We start from the raw sequence: 23,394 nt of genomic DNA, 5'->3' as shown, positions 1-23,394 counted from the left end.
TCATTAGACTGGATGGATTTAACATTTTTTCTATTTTGTAATATCTCACATACCACTTAGATCTTGGCGTTTTTCTTTGAGATAAATTAGTTTCAAAACTGGGACTTTTATTTTCAAATGAAACTTTATAAAAAAATAATCGCAGCATTTTTCGTTCTTTTTATCATTTTCGGTGTTCTCTATTACAATCGATTGCTTTTACTCCGTTATTCTCTGGGTTGGATTACTGACATCCGTCATCCGAGAGAACCCAATCATCCTGTCCCTTGGCAAACTGGACCAGTTCAGTCCAATGAACCAATCACTGGTCGCCCACCGAATGTCATTGTCATCATGGCAGATGATTTAGGTTTTAATGATGTCACTACGTATGGTGGTGGTTATGCGGAATTAGGGGTTCCCACACCTAATATTGATTCTATTGCGAAGGATGGTGTGCGTTTTGATTCTGGGTATTCAGGGAGTGCTGTTTGTACGGTATCACGTGCAGCTTTAATGACCGGTAGGTATCCTTCTCGGTTTGGAGTGGAATATACTCCAACTCCAGGTGCGCTTGCAAGAGTGGGAGCTGATTTGTACGCAGATCCGGATCGGTTGTATCCTGTTGTGATTGATAAAGAAAAAGCTGAAAAATCTAAAAGTTTTAATGAACTCGGCATGCCTGGTTCGGAAATTACGATCGCAGAAGTTTTAAAAGAGAGAGGATACCATTCGGTTCATATTGGGAAATGGCATTTGGGGAGTACGGAAGAAATGAGACCAAACAAACAAGGGTTTGACGAAACTTTGTTTATGGAGAGTGGGTTGTATCTTCCAGTTGATGATCCAAATGTTTATAATTCAAAACAGGATTTTGATCCCATAGATCGTTTTTTATGGCCCAATATGCGTTTTGGCGTGAGTTATAACGGTGGTAAGTGGTTTGAACCAAGCAGGTATTTGACAGATTATTTTACTGATGAAGCAGTGAAGGTGATTAAAACAAACAAACATAGACCTTTCTTTTTGTTTTTAGCTCATTGGGCCGTACACACTCCTTTACAAGCAAGTAAGGAAGATTATGATGCGCTTTCGCATATCAAAGATCATAGAAAACGAGTGTATTTGAGTATGATTCGTTCTTTAGATCGAAGTGTTGGAAAAATTTTAGATTCATTGTCAGAGGAAGGATTAGATAAAAACACAATTGTGATTTTTACAAGTGATAACGGTGCACCGAATTATATTGGGTTACCTGATGTGAACTCACCATTCCGTGGTTGGAAATTGACACTATTTCAAGGTGGAATTCGTGTCCCTTATTTAGCAAAATGGCCAGGTCATATCAAACCAGGAACAAAATACCAAAATGCGATTACGAATATTGATATCTTACCTACGGTCGCAGGGGCAGCTGGCGTAAAACTACCGTTAGATAGAAAAATTGATGGTGAGAATCTTTTGCCTTATTTAAAAGGAAATGTGGTTCAAAAACAAAGACCACTTTTTTGGAGTGATGGGTATTATCAAACGGTACAATCAGATGGATGGAAATTAATTCGAACAGAACGCCCGAAAAAGAAATGGTTGTTTCATTTAGACATCGATCCCTTGGAAAAGAAAAATGTTGTTTCTATTTATCCGGAAAAACTATCGAAGTTGGAGAATTTATTAGATAATTATAATAAACAAATGCCTGAGCCACTTTGGCCTTCTTTTATTGAATTTCCTGTTTCGATTGATAAAACCTTAGATCAAAAACAAGAAAAAGAAGATGAGTATACGTATTGGGTGAATTAAATCTCTAATAATCAGCTAATATGAGTAAGTTGATAGTGCTTTTTTTGATTCTTTTTGGCAATTGTTCGCTAGTTCGAATTCATTGGGGAAACAAAGATAATTGTCACTATCAGAAATCAAATGTGAATCCAAATTTTCCTGGAATGGTTTGGGTTCCTTCGGGTCAGTTTGAAAAGGGATCTAATGTATATCCAGAAGAATCACCGATTTACTCCGCAACTGTTTCTGGATTTTGGATAGATGAAACTGAAGTTACCAATGATGAATTTGCCAAATTTGTATGGGAGACAGGTTATCAAACGGAAGCTGAAACAGGATTGATTTCAAACATTCAACTTAACCAGCTGAAACTGAATGTACCAGGCGCTGTTGTTTTTCAAAAACCGAAAGAGGATCTTAAATCAAACTCATCATTCGATTGGTGGAATTACGTGCCAGGAGCCAACTGGCGTCATCCTGATGGGCCAGATTCTTCCATAGAAGGAAAGGGATCCTTTCCTGTAGTAGCAGTGAGTTATATGGACGCTTTAAACTTTGCGAGATGGAAAGGCCATAGTTTGCCAACGGAAGTGGAATGGGAATTGGCTGCAGCTAATGGAAGTCAGGATAATGCCAATACTTGGCAAGGTGAGTTTCCTTACTTAGATGAAGGGAAAGATGGATTTGTTGGAATTTCACCTGTTGGTTGTTTTGCGAAAAATAAATTCGGTTTATATGATATGATCGGAAACGTTTGGGAATACACTGCCGATCCGTGGACTGAGGACAAAACTTTAGACAAAAGAAAATACCATACGATCAAGGGTGGATCTTATCTTTGTTCGCCGAACTATTGCAAACGATATAGGGCCCAAGCTAAACAACCTCAAGAAGACCAATTGGCCAGTAACCATATTGGATTTCGAACAATAAAAAGAACTCATTTTAATACAATTAAAAAACTAAAGGAAAAATTATGAAGTCAAATCAAACCAAATCACTCTATTTCAATATCTTATTTTTGTCTGTATGTTTACTCACACTGTCTTGTTCATGGGATCGTTTTGTCATTAGTCGTGTGAATGAAAGTACAATTGTAAAAGCCAAAGCGGCAAAAGAACTTTTGGATAAGGATAAAATTACGATTGTTCTTACAGGAACAGGTTCGCCACTTCCCTCAGAAAGTATCCAGAATTCCACTGCTATATTTGTGAATGGGCAGTTTTTGGTATTTGACGCCGGTGATGGTGTGGCAATGGCAATGGAAAAATTAAATTTACCGGTAAGTGAAATCACTTCGGTTTTTATTACACATTTTCATTCGGATCATTTTGCTGACTTGGGTGAGGTGATTGACCGCAGTTGGTTACTAGGAAGACAAAAACCTCTGACAATCCACGGTCCTAAAGGAATTTCGGATCTAGTGAATGGATTTTTAAAGAGTTATCAATCGGAATTTTATTACCGCACCAAACACCACGGTGATGCAGTAATGCCATCGCAGTGGAAAGGGGCTAAAACCAATGAGTTTGCACCTAAATCGGATGGATCTTCAAAAATTGTATATGAAAAAGATGGAGTCATTGTATATGCTTTTTATGTAAACCATGTACCAGTAGAACCAGCTGTGGGTTATCGCCTTGAATATAAGGGTAAATCTATAGTGATATCTGGTGATACTGCGGATTCAGAGTTTCTCAAAAAACAGTCATTTGGTGCTGATTATTTAATTTCAGAAGTTATGAATAAGTCAATGATTGCAAAAATTGAAACAGCTTATGATTCGATAAATAATTCAAGATTAAGTAAAATTATGAAAGATATCCAGTTGTATCATATAGATGCTTTTGAGTTGGGGAATTTGGCTGAAGAAGCTAAAGTAAAAACATTAGTTTTAACTCATATGATTCCCTTCGTTAGCGGATATGTTCAAACCAAAGCAATATATAAAGATCCAATCCAAAAGGTATATCATGGAGATTTGATCATTGGACATGACGGCAAAAGAATCGAAATTCCATTGCCATGATTGTCATCGATTTGTAACTATCTGAAGGGTCTTTGGTTCTACATTAAAACAAATATGTAAATGTAGGGCCAATTTCCCATCCACGTAAACTTAAAGGATTAATTTCCGCTTCCGCATAGATTCCACCTAAAGTAATTCCAAAATACTTATTGAAAAAAACTGTGGCAGATCCTCTCACTTCCCAAGCGGCAAGCACTGGATTCCTTCTGACATCAGTCCTTAAAAATAAAAACTTATAGGGATTGTATTGTAACCTTAATCCCAAGTTTCCAAATTCTTTATTAATCGAATTGTATAATGGACGAGCATAAGCACTTCCTAAACCTTGGTAAGCCCAAGCGCCACCAATCGCAGCAGGATCGGATGGCAAAAGTAAATTGTCCGATCTTTGTATCGCTCCTACTGTGGAAAAGACATTGGCATAAAATCTAGCATCGCGGTATTGAAAGTAAGGTTCAATTTCCCAATTTTTGAAATAATTGAATTTAAAACCGAGTGAATAGATGTTAATTTTCATTTGGTCATTCACTTGGATTTTAGGAAAGGCAACATAATGGTTTGATACACTTGTTGTTTCGAGTACATTATTCCATTCGTAGTTTCCAGTCCTTAAAAATTGCCGAACAGAAAATACCGCGGATACTAAGTCAGATATTTTTTGTGTATAATCAACTCGAATGTTTCTAACTACATGTTCGGAAGAAGAATCAAAAGACTGAATCGGAACCATGCCCTGGTTTGCCGGTGACATTTTTAAATCTATAGATGTATAACCATAAGCAAACAACCATTTGTCGTTAGCTAAAGTAAAAACAGTTCCTTGGTTGGTTCCAGATCCTTCAGATGGAAAATTGGTAGTGCCTGCACTGGTAAGCCCTGTCCTTTTACCAATTCCAGGATTGATGATGAGTCCGGTATTGGGATCACGGTGTGCAAAGGGGATGTTCGGATTGGTTTGGATATCCGCCTTTCCTGCTCCAGCGTAGAAGAGAAATCGCCACCTTTCCTTCTCAGTCGCTTCGTCCTCAGGTTTAGAATTTAGCCCCTCAAACTTGTTTTGGGTAAGGTTAGTGGGCTCTTTTTGCGCAGTTTGTGCCAAAAGCGGGGATATTACGAATAGGATAAGGGATAGGCTCCGTAAAATTGGTTTCATAGGGTCTCTCGTTAGTGTTTTGGACACTGTTCTCTAAAGACCCGTTTTGAGTAGGTGGAAATCTGTTATTACGGATATATTTCCAGTATATTGTATTTATTGCTGATTACTTAGCAGGAAACCAATCTTTTTTTTTTGATTCACTGTATGTTCATTCTATTCGAATCACCATTTTATTGTTAGTTGGTTTTGCGATTCAATTTAAACAATGCATTCTTTAAAATTGGAATGTTAGTCGATTGATTATACAATTCGCACAATGTAATGGGTTTAAATGGAAAGGTTAGGTATTTTGAATACAAAACTATCTTTATTCCTTAGAGATTGATTGGGTTACTATGAATTTGTATGAAAGTTAAATCCATTATCTTTAGTTTATTTATATTCCTACTCGTTTATTGTAACTCAACAAAATCAAAAGTTGTGGAAAAAGATTCTAAACATGTTCATTTGGAGGAGTTTAACGTAGAGTTTGAGAAAAAAATTTATGAAGTGACACCGGGAGTTTACTCTGCTGTAGGTTATGGAATTGCAAATTCAATCTTACTTGTTGGAAACGATGGTCTCATCATCATTGATACGTTAGATGAGTTAAAAGCATCAAAACAAGTATTAGAAGACTTTAGAAAAATTTCTTCTATGCCAATCAAAGCTATCATATATACACATAGTCACCCTGATCATATTTTTGGTTCTGGGTCATTTGTTACTGATGGATCACCGGAAGTTTATGCCCATGAAAGTTTACTTCCTACTGTTCAGAAATTGGCAAGTGAAACCACTCCGATCATTGGAACAAGAAGTGCTCGGATGTTTGGAAATTATTTGGAAAAAAATGATTTGGTAAATGTTGGAATTGGACCTTACCAAGGATACAACACGGATACCAAATTAGATTTTGTTCCTCCAACAAAAACGTTTAGTGACACTCTCGACATTGAAGTTTCTGGAATCAAATTGAAGCTGATCCATGCACCTGGTGAAACCGATGATCAAATCTATATTTACCATCCTGGAAAAAATATATTATTTGTAGGTGATAATTTTTATAAAGCTTTCCCGAATTTGTATACAATCCGAGGAACTTGGTTTCGTAGTTTAAAACATTGGTATGAGTCTCTAGATATCATTCGAAATATAAAACCAGATCATTTAGTCCCTAGTCATGGAAAACCAATCTCTGGAAAGTCAACAATTTATGAAATAATAACGGATTATAGAGATGCCGTACAATTTGTACATGATCAGTCTTTACGTGGAATCAATGCAGGTTACCATCCAGATGATTTAGTGGAATTGATTCAACTTCCAGAACACCTTCTAAAATCGCCTTATCTTAAGGAAGTTTATGGAAAAGTTTCATGGTCTGTTCGTTCTGCATTTAATGGAAATTTGGGTTGGTTTAGTGGTGACTCTGCTGAATTGCAACCATTGGAAAGAAAGGTTTATGCAGATTTGATTGTGGATTTAGCAGGAGGAAAAGAAAACTTAATCAAATACACAAAAAGTAAACTCCAAAAAAAGGATTACCAAACGGTATTAACACTTTCCGGATATTTAATTAGGCACGATCCCAAATTAAAAGATGTGGTATCATTGCGAATAGAGGCACTGGAAAAATTAGGTTCCTTAGAATCCAATGCCAATGCAAAACATTATTATCTTACGGAAGCTTTGGAGTTACGAAATCAGTTTGTTGCAAAAATTAAAGTAAGGCCTAGTCCTGAGTTGTTAAAACGATATCCTGTAAAAGTGATTCTCAGTAGTTTTGTAACGAATTTAGATCCGAAACTAAGTGCTAATACGGACGAGAAAGTAGGCTTTATTTTTTTTGATACGAAGGAATCCTACACCATTCATTTGCGAAGAGGAGTCGCAGAAGTGATTCCTGGACTACTCACAGAAACAAATCTGGTTGTGGAACTAAATTCTCAAGATTGGAAAGAAATGTTAACCAGATTAAAGTCACCTGTTACAACACTTCTTAAATTTAGATTTAAAAAGGGAAACTTGTTATCTTTTACACAGTTTCTAAAGAAGTTTTCACCGAAAGAACAAATCCTAACATTACAAATTCCTACCAGTCAATAGGGAAGTAATCCTTCAGAAATTTTCCGATCCAATGTTTTCCTGTATTAACACCGTCAAACAGGGGATCAACGACTCTTGCGGCACCGTCCACTATATCGAGAGGAGGTTGAAAATCATGAAGGTCTTGTTTTCTTTTTGCAAGTTCGATGGGATCTTCATCGGTCACCCAACCTGTGTCCACTGCATTCATAAAGATACCGTCTTTTGCAAAATCTTCAGCCGACGTATGAGTCATCATATTGAGGGCTGCTTTTGCCATATTCGTGTGCGGGTGACGGTCTTCTTTTTTAAATCTATGAAATTTACCTTCCATAGCTGACACATTGATGATATGTTTTTTCCCCGTATTGTCCTTACGCATAATTCCAACAAGGCGGTTGCAAAGTACGAATGGTGCCACTGCATTTACTAACTGAACTTCTAACATTTCCGAAGTATTAATTTCTCCAAGTTTTAATCGCCAACTATTCGTTTTGCGAAGATCGACTTGTTGTAAGTCGGCATCTAATTGGCCTTCAGGAAACACTGCCTCTAATTCATTTGAATTGTCATGGGAATAAGGAATTTGGGAAAGTGCAGCAGATGAACGAATTCCTACGCCGGGAGTTTTGTGATTCCAACTCACAGCAAGGGCTGTGGCGGTGTCTTTCATTTCAGAATCGGACCTATAAGAATCTAACTCTTGCTTGCAATGTTGGTAAAAACTAAGTAATTTTTGTGCCTCTTGCGGTAATTCAGATACAGATAACTTTTCTGTCTCAAGAAGGTGAGAATAAAAACCTGGAGGCCGTCTTACCGTTTGTGCTGCGTTGTTAATTAAAATATCTAATCGTTCTAAATGATTTTCTAAAAATTTGCAAAAAATTTCAACACTCGGAGTGTGTCTTAAATCGAGTCCAAAAACTTGTAACCGATCTTTCCATAGATGAAAATCAGTTTCCTTTGAAAAACGAATTGCTGAATCATTCGGAAACCTTGTAGTTGCAATGACTCTTGCACCAGAACGTAACAAAAGTAAGGTTGCTTGATACCCAATTTTTAATCTGGAACCAGTGATGACTGCGACTGTTCCTCGTAAGTCTGCTGTTTGAAACCTTTTGGAATAATTGATTTCCGCGCAAGCAGGGCACATGGAATCATAAAAAAAATGGAGTTTTGTAAATGGAGTTTTGCAAATATAACATGGTTTTGGATTTGCTAATTCCTCTGCTTTATCCCAAGACCAACCAGCTGAATTGGAAATTTGTAAAGGAGCTTTGAACACGGCTGTTTCCCTTGCTCGTCTAATTCCAGTTAGTGCAGTCTTTTGTTTTTCTTGAACTTTAATGGTTTGTTTTTTTTCGACGCGAACAGTTCTATTTCTTTTACGTACCTCGTTACGATCAGGGCGAGATATCTTCCCGCAAAGAATCATGAGTTCTAATCTTTTCTCCTCAGAGATCGTTACAAGTTCCTTGGGGGAATCCAAAAGAGTTTTTAAATCCTGTAACAAAGAATCTATGTCCATAAAACCAGAATTTTTGCTGGATTTGGATGAGCAAGTATCTTTGGCTCAGTGTATTCGTGAGGGATTCTGGCAAATCCCGATGGCGTTACAATATTTCTTTAATTTTTAGACTTTAATCACTCGGATCTTTCTTTTGCCTGTAAACTGAATCGGACCTTCAAGCAAACAACTATCCTGCATATCTGACCTTAACTCAGCTACTTGTTCTCTCATACTTTTTATCATTGAGATTATTTCGTTAGGTACACAAGTACCCAATGTTTGAAACAATTTTTCTTTGTCATAATATAGAGATGATAATTGTTGTTCCAGTTGTTGCGTCATTATATCTGGTTCATTGGTAATTGAAACTCCGTTTGGATCTTCAGTCAGGATTTCACGTATAGGTTTTGTGAGGAATTGTTGGATTTCCACTAGATCTTTTTCGTGAATGAGTGGTTCAATTGCAATTAAAATGTAAGTAATAAGAGATGCCTGGATCATTAATTGTGGATCAGCATCTCCAGATTTAAAATTTTGATATTGTATTTGTGTATTCAGTTGTTTCCAAAAACATTTTAATTCAACATACTTGGAAAATAAAATGACTCGCAGTTCTTCCTCATCTTCAATATCTTCTAGAATTTTTAGAAAATTGTTAATTAGAGTATCAAGCCAATGTTGAGTTTTGAGTTCATCTTCTTTTGATCTTTCGAAACCCTTTGCCCAGTCTTCTAAGTTTTCTTTCACTGACCTAACAAAAGATTCATTTTTTAATCTGTCTTTAATGATTTTTAATTCCATAGTTATTTGAATCCAATGATAGGTTTCTATTTTGAAAGTCGATTGTTTGGGATATAAACAGAACGAATTGATTCAATGATAATTTGTTTTGAATCGATTCGTTTATAATTTTCTTTGAATTTGTAAAGACGTTTTAAATCTGATTCTAATTGATAAAATTCTTCTAGAATCTTATCGGTATCAGATGTACCTAATTGAAATTCTAGTTCTTCTTTTTCTTTGTAAAGATTAACAATTTGAGATTCCAAGTTTTCAGCGATTGAATTGTCCATCGCAGTTTAGACTGGTTATTTTTTAAGAGCAGAAATTAAATTAAATTCGACCATAATACTCCAAGGTCTTTTGCTTTGCCCAATTCGAACTGGCTTTAGGATTCTTGCAGTGTTAGATTTATCAATAAAAGTATAACTTTCGCCTCTTTGAATTGCCTTTTTGGCATTTTCCGTGAGTGTTTCTGCGAATGTTCCTAAAGTTTCCCGGTCAGGATGGGAGGCAAAATTTCCGTTGTAGGTAATGAGAGAGGTATTTCCAATTCCGAAGATTTTTTTAGGAGAGAGTTCCGCTTGTAATTGTTCCAGGGAAAAATCGGCACCAAGAATACCTGCAAATTTAAAATGTAAAAATAAATTAGTCATAAAACTTGTCATTTTTACGGTTTTTCCTTCGATGGGATAATCATAAGGTTCCATCATTAAATCTTCGCCTAAGTCGCGTGGAAGTGTATACCATTCATTTTCTCCGATTGTATCATAACCCTGTAAAGGTTCGATTGATATTCTTCCGGAATGTCTATGACAATACGGAACAAATCTTCCGTTTGTATCATGACCTTCTTTGTTTGCATATTCTGAATCTATTAAATCAATTACATTCGGTTCGCAACAGATCGCATAGGCAAGTTGCTGTTCATTTTGAATTAAGTATTCTTGTAGAATAAGAAGCAAATGTTCTCTTTTCATTCCAATATTAGCATGTACCAAACTTTGAATAAGAAATTTTAAACCGTACAACGAGGTTGCCATAATATAAAATATTGATTCGAGTTCTTTAGCAATATTGTTTGTCCACAGTTCTGCAAAATCCACTACCGATTGTTTTTCCATTTCGATGACATCGGCGTTTGCTGAAGAATTTTCTGAGTTGATTCGAGATAAAATTTCGGAGATTTTTTTAGTAGCTTCAGATGTTTGAAACGATAGTTTTGTAACTTCATTTGCGACGATTTCAAACCCTCTACCATGTTCACCTGCTCTTGCTGTTTCAATTGAAGCATTTAGCGCAAGTAAGTTGGTTTGTTTGACTACCTGCTATATGGAAGCTGCAACGAATCCAATTTCTTTTGATCTTTCACCAAAAGAATCAATAAGAACTTTCAGTTTTCGCATTCCTAAATTAGAATAACTATCTTCCATGTTCTTTCCTGTACAGTTCGTTTTGTACGTTCTTTTATAGTATCGGATCTTTGACTTGTCCTATTGATAACCTGCTTGTTGTAATCGAAAGAGTTTTTCATATTTTCCTTTATTTAGAAGTAACTCTTCGTGGCTTCCCCATTCTGTTTTTTTTCCCTGTTCAAGGACTAAAATTTGGTCTGCCATTCTAACCGTAGAAAATCGATGTGAAATCAAAATTACAGTTTTTCCTTGTGTATGCTCTCTGAAATGTTCGAACACTTTCATTTCTGCTTCCGCATCAATTGCTGAAGTAGGTTCATCCAGGATCAAGATGTCGGCGTCTGTGCGCATAAAAGCGCGAGATAATGCCACCTTTTGCCATTGACCTCCGGACAATTCACGTCCATCTTGAAACCACTTTCCTAGTCTTGTAGAATATCCTTTTTCTAAACGAGTTACAAAGTCATGAGCCATTCCAAGTTTAGCAGCTGGAATCCATTCTGCCTCCAATTGCGGTTTTTGGACATCACCCATTCCAATATTTTCTCCAACTTTGAATTGGTATTGTACAAAGTTTTGAAAAATAACTCCGAATCTTCTGCGTAAAGTATCTTCATCCCAATCTTCTAAATTGATTCCATCTAAGTAAATATTTCCTGATGTAGGTGAATATAATCGAGTTAGAAGTTTAATAAGAGTTGTTTTACCTGATCCATTTTCTCCAACTATGGCAAGTTTTTCTTCAGATTTTAATTCAAAGCTAACATTGGAAAGTGAAGGTTCTTTGGCTCCTGGATATAAAAAAGAAACAGAATCAAAAACTATGCCCGATCTACTGTTTCCTTTTTTATTTCCGAAACGTTTTAGAATTGGTAATTCAAGAAATTCCATTAAATTTTCTATATATAAATGATCTTCATATATTCCACCGAATGCTGATAGCGCATTAGAAAAAGTACTTTGACCTTGTCTGAATATGACAAGATACATTGTCATTTCACCTAAAGAGATTTTATGTAATAAAGAAAGGCATACTATCCAAACATAAGAACCATAAAATGCAAATTGGCTGAGTAATCCTAAAAGAAAACTAAACATACCTTTCTGAATTGTAAGTTTTTTATCTTCAGTATATATTTTATTAAAATTTTCTTTATATCTTTTTAAAAAATCTTTTCCAAGATTAAATAGCAAAATTTCCTTTGCATTGTCTTCTCTTGCCATGAGAGTTTCAAGATAAACTTGTTCTCTTGTTTCTTTAGCTTTCCAGCGGAACAATCGAAAACTATGATTTGAAAATTTAGTTTCTGCAATAAAGGATGGGATTGCCGCCACAACTAAAATTAAAGAAGCCAATGGTGACAGTTTGATAAGAAGCCCAAAAAAACTTATAATGGTAATAGATGATTGTGCGATGGTAAAAAACCTAGTAACCATCGAAAGAGGTTTGGAGGAAGCCTCTGTCCTTGCCTGAGTCATTTTATCATAGGTTTCAGAATCTTCAAATTGTGTTAGTTCTAGTCGAATGGCTTTTGATAGTATCCTTTCATTCACTTCTTGTCCTAAACGAATTCTAAGCAGAGTGTAGGCAATATTATATAATTTCTGCGAACCAAAAAAGAGAATCGTTAAAACACCTTCCGCATATACTAAGGAAACTGTATCTGATTGAAGTAAGGTAATCCAATCCTCTGACTTTATTTGACTTAATAAAATGGAATCAATAATTAGTTTCCCGATCCATACAAGTGTCGAAGGAAATAAGCCATTGGCTATAGTTAAAATGCAGATTAGCGCGGTTAAAATTGGAGAACTTCTGTAAGCCAAATCAAAAGCAATTCGCGAAGTTTTGAGAATCCTAAAAAAGGTATCGGACATACTTGTTAGATTGTATTTGGTATTTGTTTTTGATACATTTTTTTATTTGGATAGAGGGCGATTCAATAGAATTCCTGATTGCCATAACTATTTAGGATTTAGAACTTGAAAATAGATTATGACAAAAGAACGTTTAGATAAAGTTTTAGGAAATTATGGATTAGGTTCTCGTTCTGATGTTAAAAAAGAGATACACCAGGGACTTGTTAAAGTTAACGGAAAGGTGGTTAAAGATCCTGGCTTTAAAGTTTCTCTCTCAGATGAAGTTATTTATTATGAAGAAATTTTAATTCGAAAAGAATTTTATTACTTCATGATGAACAAAGCCCCTGATTGTATCACTGCGACCGAAGATATTCGTGAAAAAACTGTGATGGATTATTTAAGTGAGAGACATCGGAATATGAATTTGTTTCCTGTTGGTCGATTAGATAAAGAAACAGAGGGACTTTTATTATTTACAACAGATGGAACACTTGCCCATTATTATACATCACCTAAACATTTTGTCGAAAAAGAGTATTATGTTGAAATTTCTGCTCCAGTCTCTGACCATGATATCACAGCATTTGAAAAGGGTATCGAATTAGATGATGGTTATAAAACCTTACCAGCAAGATTAGCCATTCCTGATCCTTCCCGGTTACATATAGCAACCGTTTGGTTAAAAGAAGGTAAATATCGACAAATTCGCAGAATGTTTCAAAGTTTAGGAAAGGAAGTTATTTATCTCAAACGAATCAAAATGGGAAATTTAAAATTGGATCCGTCAATTCCACTTGGTAGTTATCGAGAGTTGACAGTAGAAGAAGAATCCATTCTTAAACAGAAAATACCTCTCATTCAATAAATCGTTCGATTTTGTCGAAGAAGGCTGCCGGTGCTCTTCTTGGTCTAGAATTTGAAAGAGAAACAAATAGCTGTTCATCTTTCATACTCGCCAATAAATTTCCATTAGAATCAATGATGTCTTGTCTGAAGTAGAATCGAATTTTTTCAAAACTTTCGATCCAACTAATAATTTTTACATATGAGCCTGGGTCCGGCTGCTTATAGATTAAAATTTCACCGCCCATAAAAAAAGTGGTAGAGTCAGTTTCTTTGATTAAATTAAGATCAACAATTTCTTTAAAAAATAGAAAACGACCTTCTTCGAAAATTTTCCAAATAGAATCCGATGGTAAATTCCAAAAACAATTCATATCACTGAACGGTATATAATAATTATGTTCAACAGTATTTTGTAATGTTGGCTTTGGATGGATTGTAAATTGGTATGGCAAAATATTGATTTCAGGCACATTTGGGATGCGAATATTTTTTCCATCCTGAACCAATCTGGATGTTGTTTCTATTTCGCAGGCTTTTTTTCCATCTGCTCCTAAGATTGTTTGTTTCCAGAGTAGGCTTGCGTCATCCAAGCCATAAATTTGAGATTCTACGGTAATTTCAGAATTAACAAATTGTTGGTTCAGAAATCGCACTTTCGTTGAACCTGGAAAATAACTGATATTTAAGTTTAACAGTAGTTCAATGGGATATCCAAATTCTTTTAAAACTTCGCAGCGCGCATCGTAAGCAAAACGTTCATACGTACGACTTGTAACGTGGCGATTCCAGTCCAAATCAAAGTGTCGAGTAGTTAAGGTTTTACGGTAAATTTGGCTCATTCCACCTTTGTTTCTATTTCAAGAGAATGGTAAAGAAAAATACCTGCATATATTTCGCATTTACATATGAAATGGAATTTTTAAATCCTTTCCGATTTAAAATATACTTTATACCACTCTAATGCTAATAGTATTGCGGTGAAAAGACAGGTAAAAGCAGGCACTGGAAAGATATAACGAAAGCTTACAATCGAAACGCACGCATTCCAAAAAAAGGCATATAATAGTAATTTACTTTTTGAGCGACCAGGTAATTGCCCATCTGTTAAACATATTGTTAAAATGCCAATGACGAGTAAAATGGATATATCCAAGGAAAGACTCATACCTTGATAAAATTCGTCAACTGTATGGTTAGATAAGCCACCAGGGAGTTCGACAAGTGTTTTTTCCATTGCTTGCAAGGTCTGAAGTGAGGTTTCTAGTTTTAAATCCTTCCTAGTAAGGCTGCCAATTGTATGACCAATAAGAAAAAAAATCATTAATCCTATTGCGCTGATAAGTCTCCATTTAGATTTCATTTTTTATCTCCGTTGAATTGAAATATTTATATTTTGATTTTAATTTACAATGTAAATGTGGAAAGGTATTGTAAAAAAGGGAACTAATCATTGAAATTATTGTCACTAAAGATAAGGCCTGAATTGGCTGAAATTATCGAAAGTATCTGGTGGTTTGAAAGTGGGATAGGCATTCCTAGCTCGGATAGTTCAATTGTTGTACCGCACAGTAGTGCAAAGTTGATCGTTCCTGTTTGTGGAAAATTAACTACCGAAGAATTTGGCGTAACAAATGAATACCCATTATCAAAAATTTTGATTACTGGGATTTGGGATCATCCAGTATCAATTCGATCATCGGAATATCAAATCAATACTCTTATCTTTCGACTGACCACTGTAGGTGGTTATCAAATCTTTCCATTCCCCTTACATGAATCAACCAATAAGATTTTATATCTGTCTGAAATTTTTGGAAAATCAGCAAACTCATTAGAAGAAACAATTAGTAACATTAAAGATCCATATCAGATTTCAGACAGTATTCAAGAATTCTTAATCAATTCAAAAAATTTATTAAATAAAGAAAATAGAATCGTGAATTATGTAGTTAATCAGATACAATTACAACAAGGACAGTTTTTCATTCAGGAAATTTTTGAAGATATTGGATACAGTAAACGTTATATAGATAAATTGTTTCAAGCTTATGTCGGAGTATCTCCTAAGCTGATTTCATCCATTGAGAGATTTCAATCAATTTACAAAACATGGGCGAAAACTGACATCCTTCATTTTCAGAAGCTTGGATTATTAGATTTATACTACGACCAGTCACATTTTATTAAAGAATTTAAAAAATACACTGGACATAGTCCGAATCAATTTACGTCCAAGGAAAATCAATTTGGTAAATTATTTTATAAAAATCTCTAAATGAGTTTTCAAAGCTTCCAAATTATCTTTAATATCTGTTGATTCAACAAAATAGATTAATTGCCAGTTTTGAGTAGTGATTCCTTGTTTATTGTTCGGCGTATCCCAAGGCGGATACACTCTAAATCCTCGTTTACCTATATATTTACCCAATAAAATTCCTTTTTCATTAAGAACCACCTTTGGAAAAATAAAGTAACCGTTTCTATTTTCATTGATAGTTTCTATGATATAAAGATCAATATTATCTTTGTAATGAAATGGTTCAATCGGTCCATTTTTACTCCGTTTCCATAGAGTTACAAATTGTCCGATTTTTTTTGGAGTAATTTTTGCGGTTCGAAAAATAATTATTTTATTTTTACATTCGAATTTAATTGCATTATAGTCTTCACTTTCTTTATCGTATTGGATTTCTTCAATGGTTAAATGATAAAGATCGAATAACTTTTTTTGTAATCTTAATAGAAATTTGGGAATAGTATTTTTATTAGTTGGAATAGGTTTCATTTTAATTTTTTTAGTGTGATACTAATTTGAGACCCACAACAGATAAAACTAAAGTTGAAAGGAAAAATAATCTCCAGAATTCCATTGGTTCTTTAAAAAATAAAATTCCAATCACCACAGTTCCTATGGCACCAATTCCAGTCCAAACCGCATAACTAGTTCCTATCGGAAGCGTTTGCGTTACTTTAATCAATAAACTCATACTAATGATTAGTGAAACCAAAAAACCGGAATACCAAAAATAAGTTTCTGTACCGGTAATGTCTTTTGTTTTGCCTAAACAAAAAGCAAACAAAACTTCGAAAAGACCTGCAATTAAAAGTAAAATCCAACTCATATACACTCCCGTAAGGCTATCCTCGCCATACATCTTTGGTTGTAAACTCCATATGAATAAACTGGTTTGGCCGAGTTGATGTAGTTTGTATCGTGACATTGTTTTTTGAAAAACCAATTGATTGCAATGATGGCCCGATTTTATTCTCTAAATTAATTAAAATTTATTCAACTATTTGGTATAATAATTGACCAAAAAAAGCTACTATATTTTATTAAACTAAATGGTTGAATTAAAAAAGAAAGAACAAGTATTGGACCGTGTGTTTGCAGCACTTGCAGACCATTCAAGAAGACAAATGTTATCTCGGCTTCGAAAGGGATCCTTGAGTATTACCGAGCTTGCTGAGCCCTTTGCTATGTCATTTGCAGGTGTTGCTAAACATATCGAAGTTTTAACTGAAGCACAGCTAGTGAGAAAGATTCGCGCTCCTGAAGATGGGCGTAGTTATCGTCTGGAACTTCAAAACCAAACTTTAACAGAAGCATCCAATTGGATTATTTATCATCAAGAGTTTTGGACAAATAAATTAGAAAAGTTGGAAGCATTTTTACAGGAGAAAGATCATGAACAATCAAGTATTAAGAGTAGAAAGAAAAATTAATGCTGATGCAAAAAGATTATTTCGGGCATGGCTCAATGCAGAGGATTTTTCACGTTGGTTTTTATCCGGTGAATTGATAGGGATTGAATCGGTTACTTTAGAACCGCGACCCGGTGGAAAGTTTCTAATCAATATGAGTCTCAATGGAGAAATTCTTCCACATACAGGTGAATACATTAAAATTGAAGAACCGCATACATTAATTTTTACTTGGCGTTCACACGCAACTGAAAACCGTGATACGCTCGTTACAGTAACATTTACCGAGTTATCTAATGAAAAAAGTGAAAATAGTGAGGTATCATTAAAACATCCAACAACCTTGATAACCTTGGTGCATGAAATGTTATCAGACGAAATTCAAATTAAAAATCACAACCACGGATGGACAAGTATATTGGAAGGTTTGAACAAATGGTGTGAGTGAGTCGAGTACTTAGCTTTAAAGAAATTAAAGAATATTGAATTATAAATAAGGAGAGTTGTATGGGGATATATCACAAAATAGGGGTTAAGGCAGTAGCTAAAGATGTAATCAATGCACTGACCACAAAAACAGGATTAGCCAATTGGTGGACGAAGGACGTCAGTGGAAATTTTTTTTCCGGAATTTCTGCTGTAGGAGATTTGATTTCATTTGGGTTTGGGCATGGTAATGCTATTGAAATGAAAGTGCAGGATATAACGGCAAATCACGTTTTATGGGAATGTATATCTGGACCAGAAGATTGGATCGGTTCCCATATTGATTTCCATTTGAATATGGGAAAGGCTGCCACAGGAGAAGAATTGACAATTTTATACTTTCGACATAAAGATTGGAAGAAAGAGTCAGAGTTTACTGCTCATTGTAGTATGAAATGGGCAACCTTTCTTCTCAGCTTAAAGAACTTAATTGAAATTGGAGTTGGAAAACCTTCACCTGATGATATCAAAATTGATGATATAAATTGATTTAGATGTAATTAGACTAAAAAATTTCATCTGTCTAATTGGAAAAACAAAGGCAGATGAAAAGGAAAGAACAAAAAACTTGACGAAAAATTTTCTTATATCAGCTTAAAATTCAATGGAAGCTAAAGAAAAAACTACGCCAATTAATATACAAGGTGCTACAGTAATCATTTCGCATCGTGTTTTGATAGGCAAAGAAAAAAAATATGAAGAGTGGCTGGAAGTTATTTCTTCATATTGCCGTGCTGCGAATGGCTTTTTGGATTGGCAGGTAATTAAACCAATTCCCAATTTAACTGTTACATACACTTTTATTATTAGGTTTAATTCTGAAATAAATTTACAAAATTGGATGAACTCTTTTCAAAGGAGTCATCTTATTCAGGAAATTAGTGACTCTCTTGAAAGTGGAGATCAATACGACACAAGGAATGGTCTAGATTTTTTATTTTCATTCGAAACACAATCTATTAAGCCACCATTGCGTTGGAAACAATTTCTTATTACTTGGTCAGCTATCTTTCCATTAGTAAATATAGTTCCAATATTTATTTTGCCTGCTTTACGGTACATAATTCCATACGAAAATCGTTTATTAGATTCTTTTTTTATTTCTGCGTGCATCGTGTATTTAATGGTTTTTGTGATAATGCCAAAATATACAAGTTTGATCAGAACTTGGTTATATAAAAGACCATAATTATCACAATTAAAATGATACACTTCGTTATGCGAAGTGTATCATAATCATACTTTCAAATATTCTAATTTGGTAAAAATAATTTTTTCCATTGGTTTAAACGTTTACAAGCTAAGTAACAAGTGCTTACGAGCAAAAATAGAATCATAAGAAACGGGGCAGGTCCAATACTGTATTGTAAAAACCCTAAATATAATACAATGTTAATTACAATTGGAGATAAAATCAATAAACCAGTGACCGTTGTCTTTTGATAAAGAACAAGAATTCCGCCAATAATTTCGATGATACCTACAAGATTCCACAAATAACCTGTTGAAATAATGGCAGCAATAAAATTCGCAGCCGCCGGTGTCATGGGAGGCGTAGGCATAAAAGCGTAAAACTTGCTAAATCCGAATAGGATAAAAATAATTCCCAATACAATTCTAAAAAAGGTGTCCAAAGGATTCATAAATATCTCCAAAAAGTAGTTGTTCGGACAAGTAAATTTTAAATAAAAATTTCCGTCAACATTTATTTGTCTAGACAAGTAAATGATATGGGTTCATCTGAATATTTAATTATGTTTTTACTGGAAGATCAAATTGGATTTAATTTGAATCGAGTGGCTCTTTTATTTCGTCGAGAACTGATTCGTTGTCTTCGGGAATTTCACTTAACGCCCGAGCAGTGGCAGGTTTTAGCTATGTTGTGGCAAAAAGAGGAATTAACGCAAAAACAAATAATTGAATTAACCTTACAAGATGCACCTTCTGCATCAAAAATGATGCGCCGAATGGAACATGCTGGTTTGATTCAGGTAAAAGTATCCAAATTAGATAAACGTTCAACTATCATTAATCTTACTGCTGATGGAAGATCATTACAAAGGATTTTGCCAAAGAGAATCTTAACTCACTTTGATCCTATATTAAACGCAATGTCTGAGAAAAATCGCAAAATGTTTTTGCTGCTATTGAAACAATTTCGAAAAATTCTAGGCGATGAAGTTAAGAAATAATTGCCATTCGTATATATTTTTAGTTATTAGAAAAAATATGATTGAATTATTCGAATTTGCTTTATCTGGAAATTGCTACAAAGTTAAGTTATTGTTGTCTTTTTTGAATTTAAAATATGAAAGTCGAATCGTTAATCTTTTAGAAAAAGAACACAAAACTAGTTCTTTTTTGGCTATGAATCCATTTGGTCAAATTCCTGTGTTAAAAGATAAGGGAATTCTACTTCGAGATAGCCAAGGAATTTTAGTATATTTAGCGCAAACTTATGGTGGAACAAATTGGTTCCCAACGGAACCTTTACATACTGCCGAGGTAATCGCTTGGCTATCAACCGCTGCAAACGAAGTTTCGCGTGGACCTGCTACACTACGAGCGCATTATTTGTTGGGACGTCCAATAAATCTTGAAGAAGCAAAATCTGTAACAGAAAACCTTCTATCTATCTTAGAAAATAGACTTTCAAATCAAAATTGGTTAGTCACAGATTCCATTACCATTGCTGATCTAGCAATTTATCCTTATATTGCACTTTGTCATCAAGGAAAAGTTGATTTATCAGACTATGGGAATATTCGGAAATGGATGTTGCAAATAGAAAATATGCCAGGGTATATTACTATGCCTGGATTAGCTGAATAGATTTTGCATTTAAATTTAGTTTTCCTTTCTGTGACAATTCGTTTTTTTTTGATCAATTAGGCATCCGAAATTATATACAAACATATTAGATTATTCTGAAATATTTAGAATATTTCGGTGTGATCGTTATACACGAAGAGATCCTCGGAATCCTCGGGCAGCATAGTAAGATTCGGCGCCGTTGTGATAAATGAAAACAGTATCATAACGTAAGTCTCCGAATAATGCTCCACCTAAATTTCGAATATTAGAAGGTGTGAGTATCCAGCTTGATGTTTTTGTATCAAAGTTACCCAATGTTTGCAATTCTTTGTATTGGCTTTCTGTTAACAAGTTGATGCCCATTTCATTTGCCATGCCAATGGCGGAATTTTTCGGTTTGTTTTCTTTACGTTCCTTTAATGCTTTGTGATCATAACAAAAACTTCGCCTGTCTTTTGGTGATTCAATTGAACAGTCAAAAAAAATATATTCGTTTGTCTTTTGATCGTATCCGACTACATCTGGTTCTCCGCCGGTTCTTTCCATTTCACTGAGCGACCAAACTTTTTCAGGATTAGCTTCGAGTTTTTTTTGTATTTCCAGCCAATCGAGATCTTTATGTCTATTTTTATTTTTATCGAAACGAATCTTTAATTCTTTCAATAGTTCAACTGATTGTTTAACTGTTAACTTTTTTTTACTACTGCTCATTTCAAGTGCCTCTTCTGAAATTGCAATTCGTTACAAAATAGTTTTTGTTAGATTGCAAGAAAATGTAAAATATAAGTTTTATTTTGGACAATCAGTTTCTAATCTTCTTTGAAGATCCTGAACTATCGCAAGTTTTCGTTCCCGTTTGGATTCAGGAAATTGCGCTTTATAAGATTTAATATCGATATAAGAAAAGTTCATGTGAATATTTTTAAATAGCTTTGGAAAAAATTGTCCTGGAGCCTGCACATGATGAAGACCACCAGATAAGCAAAGTAACATCATTCCATCATCCATTTTCTCCATAATATCTGCCACACCAGCTCTGACTGTCATAGGTTTTCCAAACTTATCAAATCCGGTTGGTCGCTTCATTCGTCCTTCGGGGGTGATCATAACAATATCTGTTGGTTTAAGACTTTGAAGGTAAAGATCCCAGGTCTCATCGTTTTTTCTAGAAACTGAATATAAATTAGGGATCAGTAGTTTCAAAAAAGTTCCCACAATCGGGCGTTTAAGTGTGGTATCTGCACCAGGGATTTTAAAGTGTCCAGATAAATGCCAAAGATAACTAAATGGGAGTATCTTGGAATAGACTACTTCGTATAACGATGTATGGTTTAAGAATACAATAAGTCTGATCTGTTTCCAAGGATTTTTCGGAATTGGATCTAACCATCGAAAATGACCTTTATAAAATACCTTGGAAAGAAAAGTTACTATTAAAAGAATGAGAAAAGCAAGTGTCCTTCTCATATTGAGAGTTACATTACACAAGCGCTCGTAATTGCTCGCGAAATCCTTCATTTATATTAATAACATTCCGTTTCGTCTTTAGAAATTGCATAGAATCATCTACAGAAGTTCCGTTTGTTTTTGCTAAGTATGCAGTTACAATAGCAGCACTCCTGGAAACACCTGATAGACAATGTACAAGGACTTTTCCGTTTTTCCTTCCTTCTTCGATAAATTCCATACATTCTTGAAGTATTGTAGATAATGATTCTGATTTATTGTCTAAGATTCGGAATGATTTATGATTGAATTCACCTTTATGAGGGTCATCTAAAAAAGATCCTAGAGATAATATATGTGTAATTCCATTTTTTTGTAGTTCTTTCTTATTTAAAGAAGCTTGTAAGCCACTAATGTACAGGCCGTCAATTACTTCATCAGGTTTTGCAGTCTCAACAACTGCCGGACTCTCTAATGAATTACTCCTTGCAAGAATTCCAATGAGTTGGTGGATAATATCGATCTGATTGATTTTTCCTGTTTTATAATTTTCGGACCCTCGTAGTTGAAGTAGGTAATCGAAAACTTGTCGTCCAAGTTCTACCCAGATATTTGTGGAAGCAGGCAGTGGACCACCGATACCACCTCGTCTCCTAAGAATATCAAAACTTAAATCTAATGCTTGTTCTAAATCTTTTAAATTTTCTACATAAGGGACACTTCTTGCTAAACCAGTTACCATCAAGTTGTCTTCGCCAAATAGTTTGGTTCGATAATCTGTCTTATAAAAAACTACTGGCTTTCCAGCTGCGAAGGCAAGAGTTGCTTCAATAATTCCACCTTCGTCAGGAACTCTTCCATTCAAATTTAATACGACACCATCGCATCGTTCGATAACATTATAAACATCTATTGCAAAAATTGCTGATTTTAGATAATATTTTGCCCAGCCTTGTTCTTCTTCGGGTACAATATCTCTTGATTTTGGTATTACCTTAAATAACTCAGCTATTTCTAAGCCATCTCTCGGTGGTAGGAATGTAGAATAGCCTAGAGATTCCAGATGTTTCGATATTGCGGCAAGTTCGTTGATTTCGGAAGGATTAAACATTGGGCCCGCGCAATAAATTCTTTCTGATTTTGACATCTTTACGTTTCCTGTTATCAGCGCCAATGATTGATTTGGATCAATAGGAGGCTTGATTGAAAGGTCTATCTATTGTATGTTAGTATTTAATGACAAGAAAATTCTTTTTAAATTGGAAATTATTTTGGTAAATTGTTTATATGAATAATGACATAATTAGATGGAGTAATTATATCATACTTTGTTATTTTAAATTAATCGTTTATTTTTTGTTAGCTTTTTGTATTTAGGAAAAATACAAAAAGTGTTTTTTCAAATATTGAGTTTTTCTTATGAGCGTTTGGTCTATGTTATAAACTTTCGGTATAACGCGAAAGGTTTTAGCTTTTTGTAAATTGTTTAGTAGAAACATCTAATGAATGTAATTCATTG

General features: G+C 34.6%; 26 protein-coding genes and 1 pseudogene. 12 read left to right on the top strand and 15 right to left on the bottom strand.

Annotated features, from left to right (window positions below; genetic code table 11):
* Positions 1 to 117: 117 nt before the first annotated feature.
* From EHQ31_RS09505 to EHQ31_RS09495, 3 genes are all read left to right on the top strand, one after another.
* Entirely contained in the window at positions 118 to 1,779 is a 1,662-nt protein-coding gene (locus EHQ31_RS09505) for a sulfatase-like hydrolase/transferase (RefSeq protein WP_135574240.1), read from the top strand.
* A 122-nt stretch (positions 1,780 to 1,901) separates the two neighbouring features.
* Complete coding sequence (locus tag EHQ31_RS09500; protein WP_244247331.1) at positions 1,902 to 2,738, top strand: formylglycine-generating enzyme family protein; 837 nt, start codon at positions 1,902 to 1,904, stop codon at positions 2,736 to 2,738.
* Entirely contained in the window at positions 2,735 to 3,787 is a 1,053-nt protein-coding gene (locus EHQ31_RS09495) for an MBL fold metallo-hydrolase (protein ID WP_135574238.1), read from the top strand. The genes EHQ31_RS09500 and EHQ31_RS09495 overlap by 4 nt, the downstream gene beginning before the upstream one ends.
* Positions 3,788 to 3,830: 43 nt before the next feature.
* On the opposite strand, the gene EHQ31_RS09490 is transcribed toward EHQ31_RS09495, so the two are convergent.
* Positions 3,831 to 4,940, bottom strand: a complete 1,110-nt coding sequence (locus EHQ31_RS09490) for a hypothetical protein (RefSeq protein ID WP_135574236.1) — start codon at positions 4,938 to 4,940, stop codon at positions 3,831 to 3,833.
* Positions 4,941 to 5,288: 348 nt separating this feature from the next.
* On the opposite strand from EHQ31_RS09490, the gene EHQ31_RS09485 reads away from it, so the two are divergent.
* Positions 5,289 to 7,031 (top strand): alkyl sulfatase dimerization domain-containing protein, encoded by a 1,743-nt coding sequence (locus tag EHQ31_RS09485; RefSeq protein WP_135574234.1) that lies wholly within the window; start codon positions 5,289 to 5,291, stop codon positions 7,029 to 7,031.
* Here EHQ31_RS09485 and EHQ31_RS09480 read toward each other — a convergent pair.
* From EHQ31_RS09480 to EHQ31_RS09460, 6 genes and pseudogenes are all read right to left on the bottom strand, one after another.
* Positions 7,018 to 8,538, bottom strand: a complete 1,521-nt coding sequence (locus tag EHQ31_RS09480; RefSeq protein WP_135574232.1) for an SDR family oxidoreductase — start codon at positions 8,536 to 8,538, stop codon at positions 7,018 to 7,020. The two genes, EHQ31_RS09485 and EHQ31_RS09480, sit on opposite strands and share 14 nt — an antisense overlap.
* A gap of 105 nt (positions 8,539 to 8,643) precedes the next feature.
* A complete protein-coding gene (locus tag EHQ31_RS09475; protein ID WP_135574230.1) occupies positions 8,644 to 9,321 on the bottom strand; it encodes a hypothetical protein in 678 nt (225 codons plus the stop codon).
* A gap of 26 nt (positions 9,322 to 9,347) precedes the next feature.
* Complete coding sequence (locus tag EHQ31_RS09470) at positions 9,348 to 9,593, bottom strand: hypothetical protein (RefSeq protein WP_135574228.1); 246 nt, start codon at positions 9,591 to 9,593, stop codon at positions 9,348 to 9,350.
* Between the two features lie 15 nt (positions 9,594 to 9,608).
* Entirely contained in the window at positions 9,609 to 10,424 is an 816-nt protein-coding gene (locus EHQ31_RS09465; protein ID WP_244247330.1) for a PDC sensor domain-containing protein, read from the bottom strand.
* Positions 10,419 to 10,613, bottom strand: a pseudogene (locus EHQ31_RS19085) (methyl-accepting chemotaxis protein); the annotation flags it as partial. The gene EHQ31_RS09465 and the pseudogene EHQ31_RS19085, both read right to left, overlap by 6 nt.
* A 180-nt stretch (positions 10,614 to 10,793) precedes the next feature.
* Positions 10,794 to 12,593 carry an ABC transporter ATP-binding protein gene (locus tag EHQ31_RS09460; protein WP_135574226.1) on the bottom strand — a complete coding sequence of 600 codons (1,800 nt, stop codon included), beginning with the start codon at positions 12,591 to 12,593 and terminating at the stop codon, positions 10,794 to 10,796.
* A 118-nt stretch (positions 12,594 to 12,711) separates the two neighbouring features.
* Here EHQ31_RS09460 and EHQ31_RS09455 point away from each other — a divergent pair, with 118 nt between their 5' ends.
* Complete coding sequence (locus EHQ31_RS09455; RefSeq protein WP_135574224.1) at positions 12,712 to 13,443, top strand: pseudouridine synthase; 732 nt, start codon at positions 12,712 to 12,714, stop codon at positions 13,441 to 13,443.
* Here the strand turns inward: EHQ31_RS09455 and EHQ31_RS09450 are convergent.
* Together EHQ31_RS09450 and EHQ31_RS09445 are read right to left on the bottom strand one after the other, a co-directional pair.
* A complete protein-coding gene (locus EHQ31_RS09450) occupies positions 13,433 to 14,263 on the bottom strand; it encodes an acyl-CoA thioesterase (protein WP_135574222.1) in 831 nt (276 codons plus the stop codon). The two genes, EHQ31_RS09455 and EHQ31_RS09450, sit on opposite strands and share 11 nt — an antisense overlap.
* 80 nt (positions 14,264 to 14,343) lie before the next feature.
* On the bottom strand, positions 14,344 to 14,784 hold the full coding sequence (locus EHQ31_RS09445; protein WP_135574220.1) for an LIC_13387 family protein: 441 nt from the start codon (positions 14,782 to 14,784) through the stop codon (positions 14,344 to 14,346).
* A gap of 90 nt (positions 14,785 to 14,874) precedes the next feature.
* On the opposite strand from EHQ31_RS09445, the gene EHQ31_RS09440 reads away from it, so the two are divergent.
* Positions 14,875 to 15,699: a helix-turn-helix domain-containing protein gene (locus tag EHQ31_RS09440; protein WP_135574218.1), complete on the top strand. Its 825-nt coding sequence runs from the start codon at positions 14,875 to 14,877 to the stop codon at positions 15,697 to 15,699.
* On the opposite strand, the gene EHQ31_RS09435 is transcribed toward EHQ31_RS09440, so the two are convergent.
* Positions 15,679 to 16,209, bottom strand: a complete 531-nt coding sequence (locus EHQ31_RS09435) for a MepB family protein (RefSeq protein ID WP_135574216.1) — start codon at positions 16,207 to 16,209, stop codon at positions 15,679 to 15,681. The genes EHQ31_RS09440 and EHQ31_RS09435 overlap by 21 nt on opposite strands.
* A gap of 10 nt (positions 16,210 to 16,219) precedes the next feature.
* Positions 16,220 to 16,546: a DMT family transporter gene (locus tag EHQ31_RS09430; RefSeq protein WP_135574580.1), complete on the bottom strand. Its 327-nt coding sequence runs from the start codon at positions 16,544 to 16,546 to the stop codon at positions 16,220 to 16,222.
* A gap of 223 nt (positions 16,547 to 16,769) precedes the next feature.
* Here EHQ31_RS09430 and EHQ31_RS09425 point away from each other — a divergent pair, with 223 nt between their 5' ends.
* From EHQ31_RS09425 to EHQ31_RS09410, 4 genes are all read left to right on the top strand, one after another.
* Positions 16,770 to 17,150: an ArsR/SmtB family transcription factor gene (locus EHQ31_RS09425; RefSeq protein ID WP_135574214.1), complete on the top strand. Its 381-nt coding sequence runs from the start codon at positions 16,770 to 16,772 to the stop codon at positions 17,148 to 17,150.
* Entirely contained in the window at positions 17,113 to 17,577 is a 465-nt protein-coding gene (locus EHQ31_RS09420; protein ID WP_135574201.1) for an SRPBCC family protein, read from the top strand. The genes EHQ31_RS09425 and EHQ31_RS09420 overlap by 38 nt, the downstream gene beginning before the upstream one ends.
* Before the next feature lie 59 nt (positions 17,578 to 17,636).
* A complete protein-coding gene (locus tag EHQ31_RS09415) occupies positions 17,637 to 18,104 on the top strand; it encodes an SRPBCC family protein (protein WP_135574198.1) in 468 nt (155 codons plus the stop codon).
* 115 nt (positions 18,105 to 18,219) lie between these two features.
* Complete coding sequence (locus EHQ31_RS09410; RefSeq protein WP_135574196.1) at positions 18,220 to 18,804, top strand: putative antibiotic biosynthesis monooxygenase; 585 nt, start codon at positions 18,220 to 18,222, stop codon at positions 18,802 to 18,804.
* A 64-nt stretch (positions 18,805 to 18,868) separates the two neighbouring features.
* On the opposite strand, the gene EHQ31_RS09405 is transcribed toward EHQ31_RS09410, so the two are convergent.
* Complete coding sequence (locus EHQ31_RS09405) at positions 18,869 to 19,258, bottom strand: DoxX family membrane protein (RefSeq protein WP_135574194.1); 390 nt, start codon at positions 19,256 to 19,258, stop codon at positions 18,869 to 18,871.
* Between the two features lie 111 nt (positions 19,259 to 19,369).
* Between EHQ31_RS09405 and EHQ31_RS09400 the strand changes: the two genes are divergently transcribed.
* The gene (locus EHQ31_RS09400; protein WP_135574578.1) at positions 19,370 to 19,807 is read left to right on the top strand and encodes a MarR family winged helix-turn-helix transcriptional regulator; all 438 of its coding nucleotides are present in this window, start codon (positions 19,370 to 19,372) and stop codon (positions 19,805 to 19,807) included.
* On the top strand, positions 19,791 to 20,447 hold the full coding sequence (locus EHQ31_RS09395; protein WP_315901916.1) for a glutathione S-transferase family protein: 657 nt from the start codon (positions 19,791 to 19,793) through the stop codon (positions 20,445 to 20,447). The genes EHQ31_RS09400 and EHQ31_RS09395 overlap by 17 nt, the downstream gene beginning before the upstream one ends.
* A gap of 126 nt (positions 20,448 to 20,573) precedes the next feature.
* On the opposite strand, the gene EHQ31_RS09390 is transcribed toward EHQ31_RS09395, so the two are convergent.
* The 3 genes from EHQ31_RS09390 to EHQ31_RS09380 form a co-directional block, all read right to left on the bottom strand.
* Entirely contained in the window at positions 20,574 to 21,140 is a 567-nt protein-coding gene (locus EHQ31_RS09390) for a DUF4256 domain-containing protein (RefSeq protein WP_135574192.1), read from the bottom strand.
* A 78-nt stretch (positions 21,141 to 21,218) separates the two neighbouring features.
* Positions 21,219 to 21,896 (bottom strand): lysophospholipid acyltransferase family protein, encoded by a 678-nt coding sequence (locus tag EHQ31_RS09385; RefSeq protein ID WP_167481652.1) that lies wholly within the window; start codon positions 21,894 to 21,896, stop codon positions 21,219 to 21,221.
* A gap of 13 nt (positions 21,897 to 21,909) precedes the next feature.
* Positions 21,910 to 23,022 carry a dual specificity protein phosphatase family protein gene (locus tag EHQ31_RS09380; protein ID WP_135574188.1) on the bottom strand — a complete coding sequence of 371 codons (1,113 nt, stop codon included), beginning with the start codon at positions 23,020 to 23,022 and terminating at the stop codon, positions 21,910 to 21,912.
* Positions 23,023 to 23,394: the final 372 nt, after the last annotated feature.

This window comes from Leptospira montravelensis, assembly GCF_004770045.1.
GTDB classification, from domain to species: domain Bacteria; phylum Spirochaetota; class Leptospiria; order Leptospirales; family Leptospiraceae; genus Leptospira_A; species Leptospira_A montravelensis.
Note: the sequence above shows the minus strand (reverse complement) of the source record. Positions and strands in the feature narration are given on the sequence as shown.

Coding starts and splice junctions, on each gene's coding strand:
- EHQ31_RS09505 (WP_135574240.1), top strand. CDS start 118: ATGAAACTTTATAAAAAAATAATCGCAGCATTTTTCGTTCTTTTTATC.
- EHQ31_RS09495 (WP_135574238.1), top strand. CDS start 2,735: ATGAAGTCAAATCAAACCAAATCACTCTATTTCAATATCTTATTTTTG.
- EHQ31_RS09490 (WP_135574236.1), bottom strand. CDS start 4,940: ATGAAACCAATTTTACGGAGCCTATCCCTTATCCTATTCGTAATATCC.
- EHQ31_RS09485 (WP_135574234.1), top strand. CDS start 5,289: ATGAAAGTTAAATCCATTATCTTTAGTTTATTTATATTCCTACTCGTT.
- EHQ31_RS09480 (WP_135574232.1), bottom strand. CDS start 8,538: ATGGACATAGATTCTTTGTTACAGGATTTAAAAACTCTTTTGGATTCC.
- EHQ31_RS09475 (WP_135574230.1), bottom strand. CDS start 9,321: ATGGAATTAAAAATCATTAAAGACAGATTAAAAAATGAATCTTTTGTT.
- EHQ31_RS09470 (WP_135574228.1), bottom strand. CDS start 9,593: ATGGACAATTCAATCGCTGAAAACTTGGAATCTCAAATTGTTAATCTT.
- EHQ31_RS09465 (WP_244247330.1), bottom strand. CDS start 10,424: ATGGAAAAACAATCGGTAGTGGATTTTGCAGAACTGTGGACAAACAAT.
- EHQ31_RS09460 (WP_135574226.1), bottom strand. CDS start 12,593: ATGTCCGATACCTTTTTTAGGATTCTCAAAACTTCGCGAATTGCTTTT.
- EHQ31_RS09455 (WP_135574224.1), top strand. CDS start 12,712: ATGACAAAAGAACGTTTAGATAAAGTTTTAGGAAATTATGGATTAGGT.
- EHQ31_RS09450 (WP_135574222.1), bottom strand. CDS start 14,263: ATGAGCCAAATTTACCGTAAAACCTTAACTACTCGACACTTTGATTTG.
- EHQ31_RS09445 (WP_135574220.1), bottom strand. CDS start 14,784: ATGAAATCTAAATGGAGACTTATCAGCGCAATAGGATTAATGATTTTT.
- EHQ31_RS09435 (WP_135574216.1), bottom strand. CDS start 16,209: ATGAAACCTATTCCAACTAATAAAAATACTATTCCCAAATTTCTATTA.
- EHQ31_RS09430 (WP_135574580.1), bottom strand. CDS start 16,546: ATGAGTTGGATTTTACTTTTAATTGCAGGTCTTTTCGAAGTTTTGTTT.
- EHQ31_RS09425 (WP_135574214.1), top strand. CDS start 16,770: ATGGTTGAATTAAAAAAGAAAGAACAAGTATTGGACCGTGTGTTTGCA.
- EHQ31_RS09420 (WP_135574201.1), top strand. CDS start 17,113: ATGAACAATCAAGTATTAAGAGTAGAAAGAAAAATTAATGCTGATGCA.
- EHQ31_RS09415 (WP_135574198.1), top strand. CDS start 17,637: ATGGGGATATATCACAAAATAGGGGTTAAGGCAGTAGCTAAAGATGTA.
- EHQ31_RS09410 (WP_135574196.1), top strand. CDS start 18,220: ATGGAAGCTAAAGAAAAAACTACGCCAATTAATATACAAGGTGCTACA.
- EHQ31_RS09405 (WP_135574194.1), bottom strand. CDS start 19,258: ATGAATCCTTTGGACACCTTTTTTAGAATTGTATTGGGAATTATTTTT.
- EHQ31_RS09400 (WP_135574578.1), top strand. CDS start 19,370: ATGTTTTTACTGGAAGATCAAATTGGATTTAATTTGAATCGAGTGGCT.
- EHQ31_RS09395 (WP_315901916.1), top strand. CDS start 19,791: ATGAAGTTAAGAAATAATTGCCATTCGTATATATTTTTAGTTATTAGA.
- EHQ31_RS09390 (WP_135574192.1), bottom strand. CDS start 21,140: ATGAGCAGTAGTAAAAAAAAGTTAACAGTTAAACAATCAGTTGAACTA.
- EHQ31_RS09385 (WP_167481652.1), bottom strand. CDS start 21,896: ATGAGAAGGACACTTGCTTTTCTCATTCTTTTAATAGTAACTTTTCTT.
- EHQ31_RS09380 (WP_135574188.1), bottom strand. CDS start 23,022: ATGTCAAAATCAGAAAGAATTTATTGCGCGGGCCCAATGTTTAATCCT.